Raw genomic sequence first — 19,724 nt, 5'->3', positions numbered from 1 at the left:
CATGCTTGTAAAAATAGAAAATGAGACGAAAGAAATAACCTCTGTGTGGATGGAAAATTCGGAGATTGTAATGATTGACCAGCGTCATCTGCCAGAGAAACTTGAGTGGTTTAGAGCGCAGAATACAGAGGAACTCTGTTTTGCTATAAAAGAGATGGTGGTGAGAGGTGCACCTGCGATAGGTGTTGCTGCAGCATTTGGAGTCGCTCAAGCAAAAATGCAGGGGAGGAACCTGAGGGAAGTGGCAGAAAAAATCAAGAGCCAGAGACCTACAGCGCATGACCTTTTTTATGCTGTTGATTTTTGTGTAGCGGAAATAGAGCGTGGGAAGGAGCCAGCAAAGGTGGCTGCTGAATACTGCAACCAGATTGTTGAGGAATGCAGAAAGATTGGAGAGGTTGGTGAAAAACTGATTTTTGAGGGTGCAAAGGTGCTTACGCATTGCAATGCCGGTGCTCTTGCTACCATAGATTGGGGCACAGCACTTGCCCCCTTGAGAATGGCTAAGCGGAAGGGAAAAAATTTTTTCGTGTTTGTGGACGAAACGAGGCCGAGATTGCAGGGAGCAAAGCTGACTGCCTGGGAGCTTGAAAATGAAGGAATTGAGCATGCTGTGATTGCTGACAATGCTGCTGGCTACTACATGGCAAAAGGAGAGGTTGACCTTGTCCTGACTGGTGCAGATAGAATCACAGCAAACGGGGATTTTGCAAACAAGATAGGCACCTACGAAAAGGCAGTTGTAGCCAAAGAGAATGGTATCCCATTTTATGTAGCTGCACCGCTGAGCACTTTTGATTTCAATCTTAAAACAGGAAGCCAGATTAAGGTGGAGATGCGGAGCGAGGAAGAAGTGCATTTTGTAGGCAAGACAAGAATAACGCCAGAAAATAGCAAGGCACTCAATCCTGCATTTGATGTCACACCCTCAAGGTATGTAACTGGATTTATTACCGCATTTGGAATATTCAAACCATCTCAAATTTTTGCGTTGAAAGAGAAGTGGAGGAGAAGATGATGGATAAGATTCTTCTCGGAGAGATGACGAGAGAGGAAGCGAGAGAAAAATTTAATCCAAAAACCGTTTTTCTGTTGCCAGTGGGAAGTGTTGAGCAGCATGGGCCTCATCTCCCTCTAGATACAGATGCTTTTGATGCAAACTATCTTTGTGTTGAGGCAGCAAAGCGCTGCAAGAAACCAAAGCCCATTGTGCTCCCACCAATTTATTATGGTGTTTCTCTCCATCATATGCACTATAAAGGTACGATAACGGTACAGCCAGAAACACTAATTGCTGTTGTTGTGGATGTCTGCACTTCTCTTGTGAGGCATGGTGCGAAAAAAATTGTGGTGGTTAATGGCCATGGTGGAAATGCCCACGCACTCTGCTGTGCACTCCAGAAACTGAGCTACCAGTTTGAGGATGTTTTATTTGTGCTGGACAATGGAGGGCTTGCAGAGATAACAAGGAAGAGGTTGTTTAAAGGCAGAAACGATGTGCATGCTGGCGAATACGAAACCTCCACCTCGCTTTACAATCGCAAAGCCCTTGTGCAACTTGAAAAAGCAAAGGAGGGAAAGATAAAATTCCCCTCGAGATTCCTCGAGTTCGGTGCTTCCGAGAAAGCCATTTATTTCCCGTTTATGGATGCGGTCTCGAGCAATGGGGTGCTGGGCAATCCAGAGAAGGCAAGCAAAGAGAAAGGGAAAGAGATGTGGGAGGCAATGATTGGAGGGCTGGTGAATTTAATTGAGGAGCTTAATCGCTTACAGTAACAAAACTCTCTTATAAGCCCACTCTATCCTCCTGACAGATGCATCGCAACATTGAACATTTGAAACTCATTGCGTTCGCGGACATCCTTATAATAGTCACAATTCTCTCAGTTTACTTCAAATTCCTGACACCAGAAAATCCAGTGATGGGCATTACTTTTATTCTCTTTTTTACAATGCTTGCAAGTGTTGTGATTTTCTGGCAGCATAGAATACCCATTCTTCTTTTAACAATAGGCATCATGTTTTTCCTGAACATATTGAGTATTGATGCATTCATAAGGTATGCAAGATTTGATGTGATTGCTTTTTTGCTGGGAATGATGATTGTGGTTGCATTCCTTGAGGACAGGGGCTTCTTTGAAGTTCTGCTTTCACTTTTCTTGAGCAAGTTTGGAAAAAATGCGAAGTTGTTTTTTGCTGGGCTGCTCATCATGTCCGCCTGCTTTGCAGCAATCGTGGATGAAGTTACCTCTGTTCTTTTTATGACCACGATGGTTCTGAAAGTGACAAAAAAATATAATGTCTCTCCTGTACCATACATTCTATCGGTAGTGTTTGCAACAAATGTGGGAAGCACATTCACACTTATCGGTAACCCAGTGGGTGTGCTGATTGCATTTGAGGGAAAGCTCAGCTTCATTGACTTCCTGATGTGGGCGCTCCCGACAGGATTGCTTGTTCTCTTCTTCACAATCGGATTGTTGATGCTGTATTATCGGAAGGAAATTCATGAGATGGATAGAAAGATGCGACAGGACTACCAGATAAGTAGGAAGCTTACCAAAGCAAAGGACTTCTACAAGAAATTTCTCACGCATAGAGAGATGTGGGTGCCTTTAGCTGTATTTCTCCTCACAATTCTTGGCTTGATGCTCCATCATCCACTTGAGGAAATCCTCCACCTCCAGCCAAACTCACTACTTCTAGGCGTGCCAATATTCGCTGCTGCAATTTCCCTTGCCTATGGAAGAGGAAACTCAATAGAAGTCATTGAAAAAAGAATTGAGTGGCCCACGCTCGTGTTCTTCATCTTCTTCTTTGCATCTGTTGGCGCACTTGAGTATGCAAATATCACAACCAGAATTGGCGAAGCAATAACAAATGTAACAGGGGGCGACATGACCCTGAATATTGCAATATTTATCTGGCTCTCTGGCATAATCTCTGCGTTCATGGCGAATGTGCTTGCAGTTGCCACTCTAGCAAGTGTGGTGAGCACACTTCCTTTCAACACATTTCCACTGTGGTGGGCAATTCTGTTTGGTTCGTGTTACATGGGCAACCTCACAATCATTGGCAGCTCTGCAAATGTGATTGCTGTGGATAAGGTGCAGAAGGAGAGAAATCTGACAATTACATTCTGGCAGTGGTTAAAGCCAGGTATTATCGTAGCAGTTCTCCAGACACTCCTTGCAATGCTGCTTACGATTTTGTTCCATGTGTATCTCTTCCCAAGATAATTCCGTTAGTAATATATAGGAAAAGAACCATATTCCCTCATGAACTCTAAATGGAGAATCTTTGTTGGTTTGGTGCTCTCTGCAGTGCTTTTACCGCTCTACCCATCTACTGTAGGAAGCGATTCCATCTTTGCGTCAGCAAGCTACGAACCCAGCAATATACTATTTTTCACTGAGAATGGCCAGAATGTGAAAGTATGGATAGAGGAAGGGAGAATAAAGTATCAGATTGGTGATGAAGGAGTCAACTATAAATTTGGAGAACATGCCTCCTCTCTTCTCCCAGTTCATCTACCTGGCAAGTTTGGTTTTGTATGGGAAGATGCAACCAGCAGAAGTATCAAGTCCTACATTACTTGGTTCGAAGGCAAAAGATTTGGAAAACCGGTGTGGTTAGGATATTCCAGACCTGCGGTGCTTTCTGCAGACGGCAACATAATCGCAGCTACCATTGGAAACCTCGGTGAGGTATGGCTCACAGTATTTCCAGACGAAAGTCAACCTACAATGTTTCCACTTGGAATTCAGGGAAGAAATGTTTCTCTTGCTTACTACAACGGAATTTTTTATGCTGCTGTGAGCGGTAAAAACGAGATGGGAAAGGGTGTCCACATTTACCAGAGCAAGGAGACAAAATTCTGGGAGGAGATAAGATTCTGGGAAACAGAGTTTCTACCAACAAACCTTTCCTTCAGGGTAGACTACGGGCTATGGCTGAGCTGGATTGAGGACAAAGGTGACCATATTTTAAACGCCAATGGGAGAATTGACAGTGGCGAAATCACTCTCAAACCTGCAAACAAGCCCGAGGACCCGAAAAATGAGAAGCCAGTACCTCCTTTACCTCTGCCAATGAAAAACTGGACGCTTGTCGTGTTTCTCGATGGAGACAACAACCTTGCAAGTTATGGTAGCGATGATGTGAACGAAATGGAAACTGTGGGGTCGCAGGATTGGTTGAATATTGTGGTGCTTTTTGATGGTGCTAGTAATGGTGACTCATGTTTGTATTACATAGAGCAGGACAGCAATACTGGCACAATCACATCTCCCACTATCCCTTTGAACCAGGTAAATTCCTCATGGGGAAATGAGCTCAACATGGGAGCTGTCAACACAGTTGTGGACTTTGCAAAATTCGTGTTTACAAATTTCCCTGCAAAATATACATTATTTGATTTCTGGAACCATGGTGGTTCATGGACAGGGCAGTGCTGGGACGACACAAACGGGGACAATCAGGAGATGTCTGAGTTCCGTCAGGAACTTGAGATGCTCAGAAATCTTACGGGTAGGAAAGTGCTCTGGGATATCTGGACAGGAGATGAGTGTTTAATGGCTTCCGAAGCTGTTGCATACCAGGCAAAGGCGTTCACAAACTACACTATAAACTCTGAAGATAGCATCGGGGGTGATGGCTGGCCCTATGACAAGACATTTAAGTGGCTGAAGGACTATCCAAATATGACAGTGGAAGAATTTGCCTATCATGCCTGGGACGAATATGTGAGAGAGTATGCAACATCTCAGCTGGATACATTGAGCGTTTTAAACAACACCCTGTTTGATTATGAAGTAGTGCCTCTTGCAAACAATTTAGCCCAGAAGTTGAGACACCGTGCTGGCGATTTCAAGAGCCAGATAGATTATGCAAGGAGCAATGCCCAGGGATTCCAGGCGAGTGTTGGCTATGGTTTTGACAGGGACTTCTACCATTTTGTGGACTTACTCATTGGACAGATTCCCCAATCAAGCGACCCGGAGATTTACGCTGCAGCCGTTGCTCTGAAGAATGCCCTTACACCAAACCCATCAAAAGCGGTTATGTGGGAAGGCCACAATTCCTACGCTCCAAATGCCCATGGGCTGAAGTGTTACATCAGCACATCTTATAGCAGTGAGTTTGATACGCTGATGTACCCGAGAGAAACCTCCTGGGATGAGTTTTTGAAAGCGTTCATTGCTGGTACAAATGTGCCAAATGTAGAACCGCATGTGAGCATTACCTCACCGACGGAAGGCAGTGTTGTCTATCAAACTGGAGTAGTTAGTGTAACAGGCACCGCAGACGATAACGGAGATAGTGGTACGGTCCAGTATGTGCAGGTAAAGGTCGATAGAGAGGACTGGCAGAATGCAACAGGCACCACATCCTGGAGCTATTCGCTTGACGCAAGTAAACTTGAGCCAGGAGTTCATAGAATTTTTGCAAGGAGTTATGATGGAAAGGACTACTCTTTGTTTGCTTCCGTAAATGTGACTGTAACCACAAACACGAATCTCCCAGACCTTACAGTAACTTCAATTTCCGTCTCCAATGCCAGCCCGACTGAAGGGCAGATTATCACGATTAACGCCACAATCGCAAATGTAGGTGTAAACTGGAGTGCAACCAATGTGGATGTAGGATTTTATGTGAACTCACTCACAGGAACTCCATTTTCAGTGGTGAATGTGGGTGATATTGCTGCAGGAAACAGCAAAACTGCCACCACAACATTTGACACTACTGGTTATGCAGGCATAAACACAATCTATGTGGTTGCAGACCCATTCTATGCAATTCCCGAACTCACTGATTTTAACAACACAGGAAACATCAGTGTAACGGTGCTGGGCTACAACTTTGAACTTACCTGTGCCCAAAACACGAGTTTTGTGGCTGCAGGCGGCTCACACATCTATCCAATTACTGTAAAAAACACTGGTACAATCACTGATACAATTCAGTTAACAATAAACAATCCGACAAACTGGAGTGCAAATTTCAACGACAATAAGTTAATTGCAACAACATCAAAACTGAGAACTGTAAACGGGTACCACACCTACGCAGAGATTACCTCAATTCTTCAGGGAATTGCTGCAAATTATTCCTCAATTGCAAAGCTGTGGAGCATAGGCACGACCTGGGAAGGCAGGAACATTTGGTGTCTTAAGATTTCTGACAATGTAAATGTGAATGAAACCGATGAGCCAGACATTGCATTCTATGGTTTGCACCATGCCAGAGAGTGGATTTCTGCAGAGGTTCCGCTCTACCTTGCCCAGTATCTTGTGGATAACTATAACATTGATCCGAGGTCTACATACCTCGTAAACAACAGGGAGATTTATATTATCCCAGTTGTTAACCCTGATGGATTGGAATATTGCCAGGCAGGACATGACTGGAGAAAAAACAGGCGAAATAATGGAGATGGAACTTACGGAGTTGACCTCAACCGCAATTACAATGGCTCGCAAAATGGAGACCCAAATGGTGCCTGGGGTGGTGCTGGCTCTAGCCACACAACTTCAAGTGAGACCTATTGCGGCCCATCTGCATTTTCAGAGCCAGAGACACAGGCAGTAAGGGACTTTGTAACAAGTTTGCACAACCAGAACAACCAGCTTGCAATCTCAATTTCCTATCATAGCTACGGAGAGATTGTTTACTATCCCTGGGGTTACGCCTACTCCCCGGAGCATGGTGGTAGCCCCGTATTAACAACACCTGATGTAACCTACCAGAAAAAGATTGCCCAGGAGATTGCATCAAGAATTACATCTCAATCTGGCAGTGGGACCTATGATCCAATGCAGAGCGGAGACTCCTATCTAACCACAGGAGATACTGATGACTGGACCTATGGGTATTCAAAGTATGTCTGGGGCAAGCCCACATTCCCATTCACAATAGAACTTGGCACAAGTTTCCAGCCACCTGCCTCTGCCATAACTCAAATTTGCCAGGCAAATCTTGAAGGTGCACTTTATGCTATCGAGAGAGCAAGTGACCTATACTATGAAGCTCCAACAATCCATCACACGCCACTCCAGAACACATCGGACACTCACAACGGTTACACAGTGAACTCTTCAATAACCTCAAATCTCACGCTCACCTCTGTCAAACTTTACTGGAAGACAACTGGCAATTTCAATGAAATCCAGATGAGCACAACGGATGGTAAGAACTACACTGGAACCATACCTGCACAGCCCGTGGGAACAACGATTTACTATTACATAGAAGCGAAGAATGCAAACACAACAGCCACACTACCCCAGTATGCCCCAGAACAACTCTACTGGTTCAAAGTGCAGAATGAGACCCTCACATACAATGTAACTCTCTTGCCAAATGAGAGCAGAATTGTAAATCTCACAGTAACAGCACCTACAAGTGCACAGCCATTAGAAATGGCTAACATCACCGTAGTGGGAACTTCTCAAGGCAACAATTTAAGGGTGAGAACTGTGCTCACACAAACCCAGGTAAAACCTACGCTTCTCCTTGTGGACGACACATCTGGAAGCTACCTGAGTTATTACACTACAATACTTAATTCTCTTGGGATTACATACGATACTGCCACTTCCGCAAATGCAATTTCAATCCTTACAAACTATCAGACCGTGCTTTGGATTTGCAAGGGTATGACTACGCTCGATAGTAGTGAAAAAACTGCACTTGCCTCTTTCCTAGATGCTGGGGGACGGTTATTCATAAGTGGCGAGGACATTGGGTATGATATTGCCAGTGATTCAGACCAATTCTACCGGAACTATCTACATGCCTCCTACATCTCAGACAATGCAGCCATAGCATATCTTGATGGAATCTCGGGAGACCCTGTTTCAGATGGGTTTACAAACATTGCAATCTATGGAAACTATCCAGATGTGATTGCATCTGCAGATGCCAGTGCAACTATTTCCTTCTATTATCACGGCTCTACCAAAGGTGCAGCACTCCGTGTTGATACTGGCGTTTACAAGGTGTACTATCTTGGTTGCGAGTATTTTGAAGGTAGTGACACGCCCACAAACAAGAATGAGATAATGCGAAGAATTCTTACATGGTTGAATGTTCAGCATGACATAGGAATTGATGACCTCTCTCCTCAGAATGGAAGTATCCAGCCATTAGGTGTTGGTGAAATTTCTGCAGTGGTACGAAACTATGGTGCCCAAACCTGTGGAAGCAGTTTACTCTCATTTGCCATCTATTCCTATAACGCTACAAGGACTGAACTTCTCAATGAGACATTTGAGAGTGGTACCACCAGCTGGACACTCCAATCACCCTGGGGACTTACCACAACTGCCCACACAGGCACCTATGCGCTCACAGATTCACCATCTGGTAACTACCAGAACAGCATTAACATCTCAGCCACTTACAACAACTTCATTTCAATTCCTGCAGATGCCCAAATCGTAAATTTCAGTTTCTGGCACAAGTATTATCTTGAGAACAACTATGACTATGGATATGTGGAATTAAGCACAGATGGAAGCACCTGGCAACAGCTTGGAAAATACACTGGAAATCTAACAAGCTGGACAATGGCATCTTTCGATTTATCCAGCTATGCAGGGCAGAACATAAAGCTCAGGTTCAGAATCACCTCTGATTACTACATCACCTACGACGGCTGGTACATTGACGACATCTCAATTGTGGCAATTTCCTTGAACTCTGAAACTTACCTTGAGACAAGGAACTTCACATTGCCTAGTATCACCTATGGCTCCTCAGTTACACAGGGCTTCACAATGCCTTTCACCGCCTCAGCTTACAAGGTGGTGGCTACTGTCTCCACATGCACAGATGAATTGCCATCTAACAACCAGAGGACCACAATCTTTTTCGTGGAAGCAAGTCAATTTACAGTGCAGCTGAAGAAGGGACTTAACTTTATCACACTGCCTGTCTCAGGCGAGAAAAGTATCACAGAGGTGCTTGGCCAGATCAACGGCAAATACAATATTGTGTGGTACTTCTCACCAGGAACCAACAAATGGCTCAAGTATGTACCCTGGCAATCTGCAAACACACTCACGACAATAAACTCAACGATGGCAATTGCAATTAATGCCACAATTAATTGTGCCATCACCCTCTCAGAATTCCAGATTACTGGGAACACAACACTTTATTTGAAGCAGGGCTGGAACATGGTGGGCATCAACCTCAACAAGAGCATCACAGCAGGACAGTTTCTTGCCCTCCTACCCTCTGGCTCGACAATTGAAACTTTTGATGCTGGTATGCCTTACACACTCACCTCATCAGCAACAATTTTACCTGGCAAGGGATACTGGGTCTATGTGCCCCAAGATGTAACAGTGCCTCTCTAACTACCAGCCCCTTTCCTGCAATCTTTTTTCCTCAGTTAATGTAGAAATTTCTATGCCCTTCATCGCCTCTCCCAGTGCCTTTGAATTCTGGGCAATCACACTTGGGTCATCAAAATTGGTTACTGCTTCTACAATTGCCCTTGCCCTCTTTGCAGGATTTTCTGACTTGAAGATGCCTGAACCGACAAAAACTCCATCAGAACCCAGCATCATCATCAACGCTGCATCTGCAGGGGTTGCAATTCCACCAGCTGCAAAATTCACAACAGGAAGACGCTGGATTCTCTTTATTTCCTTCAGAAGTTCAAAAATACCCTGCACAACCTCTCCATAGGTATTCTCATAAAATACAGGTGTGCTCTCATCAATCTTTTGGTCTGGGAAAAACTCAAGTGCAGCTTTAACATAACTTTGGGCATAACTAACAGCAAGTTTTCTAATCTCGTTCTCATCCAGTGTTTCAAGTTTTTTGATTGCTCCCATCACCATCCGCTGGTGTCTCACTGCTTCAATTACATTACCTGTGCCTGCCTCACCCTTGGTGCGAATCATTGCAGCCCCTTCCCAGATTCGCCTCACAGCCTCACCTAAATTTCTGCAGCCACACACAAATGGCACAGTGAATTTTCGCTTGTCAACATGGTAAAAAGGGTCTGCGGGAGTAAGCACCTCAGATTCGTCTATCATGTCAACCCCAATCACTTCAAGTGCCTTTGCCTCAGCAATATGACCAATTCTGCACTTCGCCATCACAGGGATGCTCACCGCATCCATGATTTCCTGAATTTTTGTCACATCCGCCATTCTGGCAACACCACCCTCTGCCCTGATGTCTGCGGGCACCCTCTCAAGTGCCATAACAGCGACTGCACCTGCTTCCTCTGCAATTCTCGCCTGCTCTGCATTTGTCACATCCATTATCACTCCACCCTTCTGCATCTTGGCAAACCCTCTCTTCACGAGTTCTGTGCCATGCATCAGATTTTCAATGTTCAACTGGAACGGCATATCTATCCCTGTGCATACAATATTCATGTGAGTATATAGGGATTATGGTGATGACCGTCAGATCTGCAAAGCACATCAGGGTCTAGGATAAAATGGGAGGTCTGCGGTGATGGTTTATCTGATATTTGTGAGGCAAAATTAATATAACCTTTCACACTATTGGGTATTGCAATGACTGATGTATTAGCTGAGAAGAAAGGGGTTCAAAGGGAAAGATGCAAGACCGGAATTGAAGGCCTGGACAACATTCTAAATGGTGGGATACCCAGAGGAAACACAATTCTTGTCACCGGTAGCTGTGGCACTGGCAAAACTACACTCTCTCTAGAATTTCTAGTTCATGGAGCTCTAAGCGGTGAAAAGTGCCTCTTCATTTCAGTTACTGAGCCGTCATCCAAGCTCCTTGCAAACTTAATTCCTTACGAGTTCTTTGATGACAGATTGATTGAGCAGGGCTTACTTGTTTTTATAGACATGCCCGCACTCTATGAACGCCTTGGATTACGAAAAACTGAGTTTACATTTGAAGAAATCCACATGCTTGTGAGCGCAATTTCGGGGATTGTGCGAGAACTCCAGATTAAACGGCTTGTAATAGATTCTGTTACCTCTGTTTGCTTCCAGTTGAAAACTGAGGAGAAAATTAGAGAGTTTATTCTAAAGTTAGGAAAGGCACTTTCTGACTTTGGTTGCACGAGCTTACTTGTTTCTGAAATTTCACCAGCAGAACAGCGGTATTCAATGTATGGTGTCGAAGAAGCAATTGCAGACGGAATAATTATATTAGGAAATCTAGAAAGGAAGGGCGATCTGTTAAGAACCCTTCAAGTTGTGAAAATGAGAGGAACGAGCCATTCGAGAGCAAAGTATGTGCTTGACCTCACACCAATAGGCATTCTCCTTGTGCCACTGCTGAAGGGTGGAATGGGGGCAGAAAAATGAAGAGCACAGAAGTAGCAGAACGACTGAAGAGTATGCCTGATGGATCCTCAATAGCCCTGAAAATCGGTGAAACTAACTTTGCGGACAATTATGTGGCGGCACTTACAGGCGTGCTCAAGGAATTCATGCCTGAAAGGAGATACACCTGTATCTATGTCACCACTACCACTCCTTCCCATCTCTGCAAGAACCTGTTTGAAATGTTTGAGGTGGACGTAAGCAACATCTACTTCGTAGATGCAATCTCCCACATCATGATGAATGTTTCCACCCAGATGGAGCGAACAACTTACATCGAGAGCCCAACAATGCTTGAAAACATACTGCTGAAAATTGAGTTTCTGCTGAAAAAGCTGGCAAATGAGAATAAACTCCTGATTCTGGATTCAATCAACACTCTTGCAATTCACAATGGCAATCGAATCCTGGCAGAGTTCTTGCACATTCTTGTGAACAACCTTAAATCAAAGGGAGTATTCACTATCATACTAGGTGTTGAGGAAAAGAACAGTGATGAAATCTCAAACATGCTCAGCTTGGTCTGCGATGATACGATTATTGTGAAATAGGTGGTGAGATGGTAGAAACTGTAAGTGTGGGAATAGAAGGACTGGATGAGGCGCTGTTGAAGGGTTTACCAAAAGGGTACACCCTGCTGGTTTCGGGAGAGCCGGGCAGCGGCACTGAGCTTTTCGCAAAACAGTTTGCAACTGCAGGAATTGGTAAAGAAAATGTGCTTTACATTACTACTACAGAAAGAACAGAAGATATAATCAACACCATGCATGAGTTCGGGTGGAAGTCTGATATGCAAATAGTTAACATTGCTACAATGTACTATGAAGAAATTCTTGCAAAGGAGTTGGAGATCAGCAAATATCGTCAGGAAGGTATTGGTGTGAATGATGTTAAAAACATAACTCTTGATGAAAGCAAAATGAGAGCTACGAACTTTCTAACCCTTGCAAATTATAGAGTTTCACGGCTTAAACCCCCATTTAGAATAGTGATAGACTCAATTGATTTTTTTATGGAAATTTATGACAGAAGCGACGTGCTTTCAACAATGCGATTGATTAAGGCACATTCTCAGCATCATGGCGGTGTGGTTTGTATCACAATGTTAAAGGATGTCTACGATAGAGCAACACAGAGTGGGCTCGAGGAGATTGCTGATTGCGTGGTGGAACTCCAGAAGGAAAAGGCGCAGCTTGAAACTCGTCTCAAGCTTTTTGTGAAAAAGGTGAGGAATCACCCTGAGAAGGGAGAAACTTTACTACTTGAAATCGGAGAGAAGGGGTTCGTTGCAAAGCCGATGAAGTAAGTTTATGATAGTGCTTATCGGTGTGGGACATGTTTTCGACATAAGTGAAAAGGTAAGACATGAAATTGCTGCTGCAGAACCAGAAATTGTTTGTATAGAATTGGACCAAGATAGAGCAAAAGCACTTTTACAGCCAAATCAAAGCAAAGAGGTAGCGGGAAGAAATGTGCCGGTAATGTATCAGATGCTTGCGGTATTTCAGAAAATTATAGCTGACAAATTTGAGACTGAGCCAGGTATGGAAATGCTCGCTGCAATACATGCTGCGAGAAGCTTGAACGCAAAACTTGAATTTATAGACATAGATGCAGTTACTATCGCTGAAAGAATCTGGCGAGAGATGTCGTTTGTGGAACGTGGAAAACTTCTTGCTAGCATTCTATTTGGAATTTTTTTACCTAAGAAGAAGGTAGAAAAGAGCATAGAGGAATTTATGACAGCAGAAACGAAGGTAATTGAAGAGTTTGGAAAAGAGTTTCCAACCCTCAAGAAAATTCTGATAGATGATAGAAACGATTACATGGCTTGGCGAATTTCAATGCTAGCAAAAGAATATACAAACATTGTCTGCGTTGTGGGAGAGGGTCACATTGATGGTATCTCAAAGAAACTTTCCCAGAGAAATCTTCCCCATAGAATCATCCATCTTAAGCAACTGCTTTCTACAAACAATACAAACTATACCTGGAGCTGGACATGGTAGTTATGGTAGGTTCAATAGTGCCATTCTCTCAAGCACTAGATATTGCCATTTCACAATTGGTGTTGCCTCGAGCTCCTCTTGTGAAAAAACCCTCCTGGCTTTTGCCTCGCTAAACTGAATTACCTCCTCACGCTCCTCAAGGTCGAGAACATTCAGGATTCGGACCTTTTCAATGTCTCGAGGTGATACGATCGCAAACCTTCTAGTTTCTGGCTTCACACCTGCATTTCTTCTCGCCTCATAAATTTGGCTGGAGAGACCAACATAAAGAAGAACGCAATTTTCAAAAGTATTTACTTTATGAATTTTTTTTTCGAAGGCCCTCCGGGCATGGAACAAGGCAAATTTAATGTGAACTCTACCAAGAACCCAGTCAGCATCAAAAACGATGATTCTTTGTGAAATCTCCTTTAGCTTTGGTACTATGTCCTTACTCTTACCTTCGGCCCCGAAAATTTCGTAATCAAGGCCTTCTAACAACAATTTCTTCTCCATTTTTTACCTTCTTAAAAATTTCTGGCTTCTGAATTTTCGCAAATACATTTACTGGGGAGTATGCCTTTGGTCTTTCATCCTCACTACTCAAAGTTTTTCCAAAGAAGATGCAGAGGCACTTACCCTCTGGCCAGTAGGCAATATCTCCTACCTCCACATAAACTCGCCCACTCTCTAAATTTGCTTCAACTGGGATTTCGAAGTAAATTTCATCGCCCCAGAAACTTGCTTTACCTTTGAATGGAATTGCTGCCAAGATTTTACTCGCAGTGTTGGGATTCTCACCTGTGGTCTCTGCTTCGACACACCCGGTGCTCCTTGTCTCAATAACGAATTTTGCCATAGTATGCGAGATGAACACAATAGATAAAAGGATTTTCCCATGGCACCACAGAGACGCAATGAAACAAAGATTGCCAAATAGAGGCAAGTTATATATTATCCCATTTTATACTCTCTCTATCGAGGAGTGAAATTATGTCTAAAATTCATGTTGAGCGGATGCCGACAGGTGTACCAGATCTCGATGCGATTATTGAGGGTTTTGTAAAGGACCGAAGCTATCTAATAAGTGGAGAGCCAGGCACTGGCAAAACCATTTTCTCAATCCATTTTATGAGTAAAGCCCTCAAAGACGGTCATAAGGTTGGGTTAGTGACCACAGAGGAACCACTTGAATCAATCTTACTCCAGGCATCATTGGTTGGAATGCCACTAGATAAGTATGTGGGCAACGAATTGAAAGTGGTGGATACTTCACTTCACAGGGCAATAGAGGCCTCGTTTGCGACTCCAACTGGCGACTATCTCATCCAGAGTTTTAGGGACCTCCTTAGTGCTATCCCGTCGGGTGTGGACTGTGTAGTCATAGACACAATTACACCATACTTCCTACCAATGAATGCAACGATGGCACGGGAGACCGCAACTGAAATCATGACCACTTTTAGAGAAAAGCGACTGACTGCTCTTCTAATCATGGATGAAGCCGTGGAGCCAAATGTGCTAAGAGCTGTCGCTGCACCCATGCATGGATTTATACGGCTCACTTACCAACATGACCCTTACACTACAAGACCAATCCAACTGATGTATGTGAGAAAGTTGCGGGCAACAAAAACCCCTAGACACCCCTTAATGTATGAAATTACCGAAACAGGAATTGTCATTCACAAGGAAAAGATTCCCTTAGAATAAAAACATGTTTCTGTTTTTTACACAATTTTTTGCATATTCTGCTATCATTTCTGCAATCTTATCAACAATCCATCGATAATACTCCGAAGGAAGATTATAGGTTTTTATTTCTGGGACATAATTCGAGAAATCAATGAGATAGGGAATCCCTCCTGCAATCCCTATCTCTACTGTGTTGATGTCATAGTCGAGCACAGTGTTTAACTTTGTGCAGATTTCTACAATTCTTTGGTGCATCTCTAGTGAGAGAAAGTTATTTGTGTAAACATACTTTCGTTCGCTGGGCACATACTTAACTGGCAATACATGCTTCTTGCCAATTACAAACGCGCGCACATACTCTTCGTAGGCAACTTTTTCCTGCAAAATCATGGTTTCATTATCAGTTTGTTTGTAAATCTCTGCGAGGTCCTCCAGGGTATTGACAAAGAAAACATTCCGCCAGGCATATCCATTCACAGGCTTTAACACCGCTGGAAAGCTTATCTCTTTCTTCACCCAATCCCACGATATCGGTGGCAGCACATGTCCAAACTCGTAGTCGGGATCAAATGGAGGGAGCATCAAGGTCTTAGGCACCTTCATTCCCAGCTTCTCAGCAATCCCATAGAAAAAAAATTTGTCATCCAACGAGCAAGAAAAAGGATTGTTTATCACATAGGTTCCATGCAGGGCCGCATGCTTCATTGCACATCTGAGATACGGTTCAAGGTAGGACTGTCTGTCTAGAATTATGTCGTACTCAATGGGCTTGGAGAGGGCGACTTCTGAAATTCCAATAACCCTTATCTCTACATTTTCTAAATGCAGACTCAATTTATGGATTAATTCCTGCACCCACTCATCATCATATGTGAGAATCCCAATCTTCATGTTGTCTCAGAATATAAACACACACGCTGCCAGGCACACGCCGTAATGGTCCATTGGAATTGCAAGTTCTTCTGTTTTGAAGTTAATCTTCTCCAGTTCTACGCCCCTCAACTTCGCCATTTCCTCCATTTTCCAGCGAAGCACTTCTTTCAAACTTTTTTGGGTGCCGTGCATGTGCCCCTCTGCCACATAGCCCCCAAGCCCGTCCTTTCGAAATGCATATGCAATTCCCGCTGAAATCATTTCACCCTCACCACCTCTCTGCTGGGCAAGCACACAGTATGTAATTGCACCCATCGGCAGTGTTCGTTTCTCCACCTGTTTTATGCCTACTGGTAGAATCGATGAAACTGATACCAAGTTCTGCTCACCGATGCCTGCACGCAGAAGGGCTAAGTCAAACGCATTTAGGTCCGATACCTTGCTTATCGCCTTTCCAGATGTTACGAAAAATTTCGTTGGTATTGGTAGCATATTTATCAGGAATAAGTTAATACTTCTCTGCACTTAAAGTTTTTTGTGAATTTTCATGAAAAATGGGATTGTCCATTTCGCAATCCCTGCAACTTCCAAACATACCAAACAAACAAAAAATAAACCAATAAAAATTTTTATATCCAAGAAGAGGATATATGGAAAGAATGATTGAAAAGAAAATAAAAGAGTATGAAGAGGCAATCAAAAAAGAACCAAATAATCCTGTGTTATGGTTTGAAATGGGAAAGTTGCTGAGCACAATCGGAGACATAGATAAGGCAATTAATGCTTTTCAAACAGCAACAAGCATAAAGCCAGATTATTTCGAGGCCTGGGATGCACTTGGCGATGTTTACATGGAAATTGGGGAAAAGGAGAAGGCAGTGGAGTGCTACAAGAAGGTTGTGGCGACTGCGACGAAGGACACTACACTTCCAAATCTTTGTCCAAGATGCGGAAAGGAAATCAAAGGGGAAGACCAAGTATGCAAAGTATGTGGCTTTGTGTTCGCCAGCGAGGATTTTCAAGATGCTGTTCCACTCATATCTGGCGATATTTATCACTGTCCACTTTGTGGTGCAAAGGTGGATTTCAACGCCAGTTCCTGCCCATGCTGTGGTGTGCTCATATTTGATGAACACCCACCAGACCCAAACTTGGTGCACATTCTAAGGCGAGAGTTGAAACATACTGTAATTCCACCAGCGACTCCCGCATCCACGCCAGTGGAATCAACCCAAGCAAAATCTGAGAAGGAAACAGAGGGGACCCAGATCCCGCAGGTAATAAGCCCCTCTAAGAAAGAGGGGGAAGTTTTAAAAATTTCAAAAAAAAATGAGAGATTAGAGCCAAACGAAATCCCACCAAATGTAGAGGAGAATAAAAAGAGTGCAACGGAAGACCTACGAATTTATCTAGAAAGCATGAGTGCTGTTAATGAAATTCCGAAACCAGAAGAAAAGAAAATTAAATTTTTTGATGATCCTGTAAATCAAGTTCTGGTCATAGGCCTGATAATCAGCGTGATTATCCTTGGTCTTGCCTTGTGGTTCTTCGTAATACGGTGAGAAGAGAAATTATGGAGGAAATGATAGGTAGAGAGAACGAATTCCGACAACTGGTAAGGATACTCGAGGAGATGCAAAAAGGAAGGGGCAACACAGTTATAATAGAGGGAGAGCATGGAGTTGGAAAAACCTACCTCTGTGAAAAATTTGAGGAATACTGCAGAGAAAAGGGAATTCTCTTCGTCGGTGCAGACGCTCGGAGATATGACATGGGACGCCCCTATTCCACCTTTATTCAGATGCTCGATGACATAAGGAACCTGCACCCAGAATTTGTGCCTCTCGGGCTTGCGCCCTTTCTCGGAACTAGAACTCTGGACATCCCTGATTTGCGTACAGCGCAGAGTTTTCTCTACGAAAAGGTTTATGCATTTGTGGAAGCAGTCAGCACGGAAGGATTGGTGTTGTTTTTTGACAACATCGAATGGATGGATGCATCAAGTGTGGGACTGCTCCACTATCTCACAATGAAAGCGCAGCAGTCACGGTTGCTGATATTGTGCACATATTCGCAAGAAGATGCAAAACTAAATCAGAATGAGCGAATTGTCACAATGATTTCGATGCTAAATACCGAGAAGCTCTGTGTAAGAATACGTCTGGGAACTCTAGGAAAGGAGGAGAGTATTACTGTTGCTAAAAAGTATTTGAAAGACGCAAATCGCCTTACTCTAGAACAAATTTATGCATACTCCAGAGGCAATCCGGGCTTAATCCGGGACCTCTGCAGACATTTATCTGCGGAAAAAGATAGGGAAATTGGGTTGATTGCACCTGAAAAGCTTAAACTATCATTTGAGAGCAAGCTCGCTAAATTATCCCCTCGAGAGTTGGAAGTGGCAAGAGTTGCAAGTGTAATTGGACTCAGCTTTGAAATGGGATTTTTGGCAAAGATGTGCAATCAGAGCGAGGAAGAGCTCGTAGATGTTCTGGAAAAATTGATAAATTCTGAGGTCATTGAAGAAGTCGGAGATAAATATGTGTTTAAAACTCCTGTAATTCGGGCATACCTCTATTCCCAACTTCCACAGGATGTGCGTGCCCATATACATAAGATGGCTGCTGAATACATATCTAGAAAATACAGGGAAGGTGAGGAAAAAATTTATGCACTTGCATACCATCATTTTCACGGAGAAAACTACGAACTTGCACTTAGATATTTGCTGAGAAGCGCTGAGCTATCTTATGAAGAATATGCATTCGAACGCACATTGGAATTTCTAAAGATGGCAGAGAAGTGTGCAGCATACATCGGTAACATCTTTTTGCAAGCTGAAGTTAAGAGTAGAATAGGAGACATATATTACGGACTGGGCGAGTTTGAAAGGGCAGGTGAAATATACAACAGGTTGATTGAAGAACCAGTAGTTAAAACTGATGCAAAGCTTCATGCGTCACTCCATCTGAAACTTGGGAATTTGGCAAATCTTCGTGCTGATTACTGGGAAGCCCTGAAATTTTATGAGAAAGCCCTGGAAATTGCAATCGGCTCGAAACATGAAATGGAAATTGCAATGGCCCATAGGGGCTGTGGATACATTTACCTTCGTCTCGGAAACTGGCGGAAAGCGCTGGATGAATATTCCATAGCTCTTGGCACTGCTCAGAAACTTCATGACACATGGTTAAATGGAATTCTTTTCTTGGAACTTGGAAATCTGTACAACATGAGAGGCAACCTTGATGATGCGTTGATGCATTATGCAATGGCATGCAAAAATTTTGAAAAAGGGAAGCACTACCTGGACATGGGGAGAGCACTCTGCAATGCGGGCGAGGTCTATGTACAGAAAGAGGATTTTGCCAAAGCAGATGCAAAATTCATAGAAGCATTAGAGTATGCAAAAAAAACAGAGAACGAGAGCTTTGTGCAGTGGGTAGAGACCAATCACGGTTTTGCACTGATAAAGTTGGGCAAAATAGATGAAGCAAAGAAGCGATGTTATGCATTTGTAGAGACATGCAGAATGAACAAAAATAGGTTTGGAACTGCGAGAGCATTCAGGGTCCTAGGATGGGCAGAACGAGAATTGAAAAATTATCTAAACGCAATAGAATACTTCGAGCTTGCACTTGAGATTCATCAGGCACTGGGAGTGCAGTACGAACTTGGTCGTGAACTCTGGGAACTTGGAAGAACCTATGAGGCAATGAATGAAATGGAAAAAGCAGAACGATACTATGCCCGCGCCCTGGAAATTCTCGGGGCCATCGGTGCCAGCTATTATGTTAAAAAACTCAAAGGGAAGCTTGGAAGAATTTAGATT

General features: G+C 43.4%; 16 protein-coding genes. 11 read left to right on the top strand and 5 right to left on the bottom strand.

Features of this window, described 5'->3' with window-relative positions; translation table 11 throughout:
• The first annotated feature begins 1 nt into the window (after window position 1).
• From mtnA to QXD64_00375, 4 genes are read left to right on the top strand one after another with little or no spacing between them, the layout of a single operon-like run.
• Window positions 2-1,018 carry an S-methyl-5-thioribose-1-phosphate isomerase gene (gene mtnA / locus QXD64_00390; protein MEM3395775.1) on the top strand — a complete coding sequence of 339 codons (1,017 nt, stop codon included), beginning with the start codon at window positions 2-4 and terminating at the stop codon, window positions 1,016-1,018.
• Entirely contained in the window at window positions 1,018-1,776 is a 759-nt protein-coding gene (locus QXD64_00385) for a creatininase family protein (GenBank protein MEM3395774.1), read from the top strand. The genes mtnA and QXD64_00385 overlap by 1 nt, the downstream gene beginning before the upstream one ends.
• A gap of 38 nt (window positions 1,777-1,814) precedes the next feature.
• The gene (locus QXD64_00380; protein ID MEM3395773.1) at window positions 1,815-3,239 is read left to right on the top strand and encodes an SLC13 family permease; all 1,425 of its coding nucleotides are present in this window, start codon (window positions 1,815-1,817) and stop codon (window positions 3,237-3,239) included.
• Between the two features lie 39 nt (window positions 3,240-3,278).
• The gene (locus QXD64_00375) at window positions 3,279-9,368 is read left to right on the top strand and encodes a M14 family zinc carboxypeptidase (protein ID MEM3395772.1); all 6,090 of its coding nucleotides are present in this window, start codon (window positions 3,279-3,281) and stop codon (window positions 9,366-9,368) included.
• Here QXD64_00375 and pdxS read toward each other — a convergent pair whose 3' ends face one another.
• Entirely contained in the window at window positions 9,369-10,376 is a 1,008-nt protein-coding gene (pdxS, locus tag QXD64_00370) for a pyridoxal 5'-phosphate synthase lyase subunit PdxS (GenBank protein ID MEM3395771.1), read from the bottom strand. It abuts the gene before it with no gap.
• A gap of 171 nt (window positions 10,377-10,547) precedes the next feature.
• On the opposite strand from pdxS, the gene QXD64_00365 reads away from it, so the two are divergent.
• Genes QXD64_00365 through QXD64_00350 form a run of 4 tightly spaced genes read left to right on the top strand, consistent with a single transcriptional unit; the run spans window position 10,548 to window position 13,345 of the window.
• Window positions 10,548-11,318: an ATPase domain-containing protein gene (locus QXD64_00365; GenBank protein ID MEM3395770.1), complete on the top strand. Its 771-nt coding sequence runs from the start codon at window positions 10,548-10,550 to the stop codon at window positions 11,316-11,318.
• Complete coding sequence (locus QXD64_00360; GenBank protein MEM3395769.1) at window positions 11,315-11,887, top strand: ATPase domain-containing protein; 573 nt, start codon at window positions 11,315-11,317, stop codon at window positions 11,885-11,887. Before QXD64_00365 ends, QXD64_00360 begins: the two co-directional genes overlap by 4 nt.
• Before the next feature lie 8 nt (window positions 11,888-11,895).
• Window positions 11,896-12,642: an RAD55 family ATPase gene (locus QXD64_00355; GenBank protein MEM3395768.1), complete on the top strand. Its 747-nt coding sequence runs from the start codon at window positions 11,896-11,898 to the stop codon at window positions 12,640-12,642.
• 4 nt (window positions 12,643-12,646) lie between these two features.
• Window positions 12,647-13,345: a TraB domain-containing protein gene (locus QXD64_00350; GenBank protein ID MEM3395767.1), complete on the top strand. Its 699-nt coding sequence runs from the start codon at window positions 12,647-12,649 to the stop codon at window positions 13,343-13,345.
• Here QXD64_00350 and cgi121 read toward each other — a convergent pair whose 3' ends face one another.
• Window positions 13,346-13,840 (bottom strand): KEOPS complex subunit Cgi121, encoded by a 495-nt coding sequence (cgi121, locus tag QXD64_00345; protein ID MEM3395766.1) that lies wholly within the window; start codon window positions 13,838-13,840, stop codon window positions 13,346-13,348.
• Window positions 13,809-14,183 (bottom strand): cyclophilin-like fold protein, encoded by a 375-nt coding sequence (locus tag QXD64_00340; protein ID MEM3395765.1) that lies wholly within the window; start codon window positions 14,181-14,183, stop codon window positions 13,809-13,811. Before QXD64_00340 ends, cgi121 begins: the two co-directional genes overlap by 32 nt.
• A gap of 134 nt (window positions 14,184-14,317) precedes the next feature.
• Here QXD64_00340 and QXD64_00335 point away from each other — a divergent pair, with 134 nt between their 5' ends.
• A complete protein-coding gene (locus QXD64_00335) occupies window positions 14,318-15,037 on the top strand; it encodes an ATPase domain-containing protein (GenBank protein MEM3395764.1) in 720 nt (239 codons plus the stop codon).
• Here the strand turns inward: QXD64_00335 and QXD64_00330 are convergent.
• Together QXD64_00330 and QXD64_00325 are read right to left on the bottom strand one after the other, a co-directional pair.
• On the bottom strand, window positions 15,029-15,910 hold the full coding sequence (locus tag QXD64_00330) for a hypothetical protein (GenBank protein ID MEM3395763.1): 882 nt from the start codon (window positions 15,908-15,910) through the stop codon (window positions 15,029-15,031). The two genes, QXD64_00335 and QXD64_00330, sit on opposite strands and share 9 nt — an antisense overlap.
• Window positions 15,911-15,916: 6 nt before the next feature.
• A complete protein-coding gene (locus tag QXD64_00325; GenBank protein MEM3395762.1) occupies window positions 15,917-16,384 on the bottom strand; it encodes a pyruvoyl-dependent arginine decarboxylase in 468 nt (155 codons plus the stop codon).
• Window positions 16,385-16,551: 167 nt separating this feature from the next.
• Between QXD64_00325 and QXD64_00320 the strand changes: the two genes are divergently transcribed.
• Together QXD64_00320 and QXD64_00315 are read left to right on the top strand one after the other, a co-directional pair.
• Window positions 16,552-17,454 carry a tetratricopeptide repeat protein gene (locus QXD64_00320; protein ID MEM3395761.1) on the top strand — a complete coding sequence of 301 codons (903 nt, stop codon included), beginning with the start codon at window positions 16,552-16,554 and terminating at the stop codon, window positions 17,452-17,454.
• An 11-nt stretch (window positions 17,455-17,465) separates the two neighbouring features.
• Window positions 17,466-19,721, top strand: coding sequence for a DUF2791 family P-loop domain-containing protein (locus QXD64_00315; protein ID MEM3395760.1), 2,256 nt, complete (start codon window positions 17,466-17,468; stop codon window positions 19,719-19,721).
• Window positions 19,722-19,724: the final 3 nt, after the last annotated feature.

It is taken from the genome of Thermoplasmata archaeon (genome assembly GCA_038874435.1).
Classification (GTDB): Archaea; Thermoplasmatota; Thermoplasmata; order Lutacidiplasmatales; family SKW197; genus SKW197.
The sequence above is the reverse complement of the archived record's forward strand: the minus strand, read 5'-3'. Positions and strand labels throughout refer to the sequence as shown.

Coding starts and splice junctions, on each gene's coding strand:
- mtnA (MEM3395775.1), top strand. CDS start 2: ATGCTTGTAAAAATAGAAAATGAGACGAAAGAAATAACCTCTGTGTGG.
- QXD64_00385 (MEM3395774.1), top strand. CDS start 1,018: ATGGATAAGATTCTTCTCGGAGAGATGACGAGAGAGGAAGCGAGAGAA.
- QXD64_00380 (MEM3395773.1), top strand. CDS start 1,815: ATGCATCGCAACATTGAACATTTGAAACTCATTGCGTTCGCGGACATC.
- QXD64_00375 (MEM3395772.1), top strand. CDS start 3,279: ATGAACTCTAAATGGAGAATCTTTGTTGGTTTGGTGCTCTCTGCAGTG.
- pdxS (MEM3395771.1), bottom strand. CDS start 10,376: ATGCCGTTCCAGTTGAACATTGAAAATCTGATGCATGGCACAGAACTC.
- QXD64_00365 (MEM3395770.1), top strand. CDS start 10,548: ATGACTGATGTATTAGCTGAGAAGAAAGGGGTTCAAAGGGAAAGATGC.
- QXD64_00360 (MEM3395769.1), top strand. CDS start 11,315: ATGAAGAGCACAGAAGTAGCAGAACGACTGAAGAGTATGCCTGATGGA.
- QXD64_00355 (MEM3395768.1), top strand. CDS start 11,896: ATGGTAGAAACTGTAAGTGTGGGAATAGAAGGACTGGATGAGGCGCTG.
- QXD64_00350 (MEM3395767.1), top strand. CDS start 12,647: ATGATAGTGCTTATCGGTGTGGGACATGTTTTCGACATAAGTGAAAAG.
- cgi121 (MEM3395766.1), bottom strand. CDS start 13,840: ATGGAGAAGAAATTGTTGTTAGAAGGCCTTGATTACGAAATTTTCGGG.
- QXD64_00340 (MEM3395765.1), bottom strand. CDS start 14,183: ATGGCAAAATTCGTTATTGAGACAAGGAGCACCGGGTGTGTCGAAGCA.
- QXD64_00335 (MEM3395764.1), top strand. CDS start 14,318: ATGTCTAAAATTCATGTTGAGCGGATGCCGACAGGTGTACCAGATCTC.
- QXD64_00330 (MEM3395763.1), bottom strand. CDS start 15,910: ATGAAGATTGGGATTCTCACATATGATGATGAGTGGGTGCAGGAATTA.
- QXD64_00325 (MEM3395762.1), bottom strand. CDS start 16,384: ATGCTACCAATACCAACGAAATTTTTCGTAACATCTGGAAAGGCGATA.
- QXD64_00320 (MEM3395761.1), top strand. CDS start 16,552: ATGATTGAAAAGAAAATAAAAGAGTATGAAGAGGCAATCAAAAAAGAA.
- QXD64_00315 (MEM3395760.1), top strand. CDS start 17,466: ATGGAGGAAATGATAGGTAGAGAGAACGAATTCCGACAACTGGTAAGG.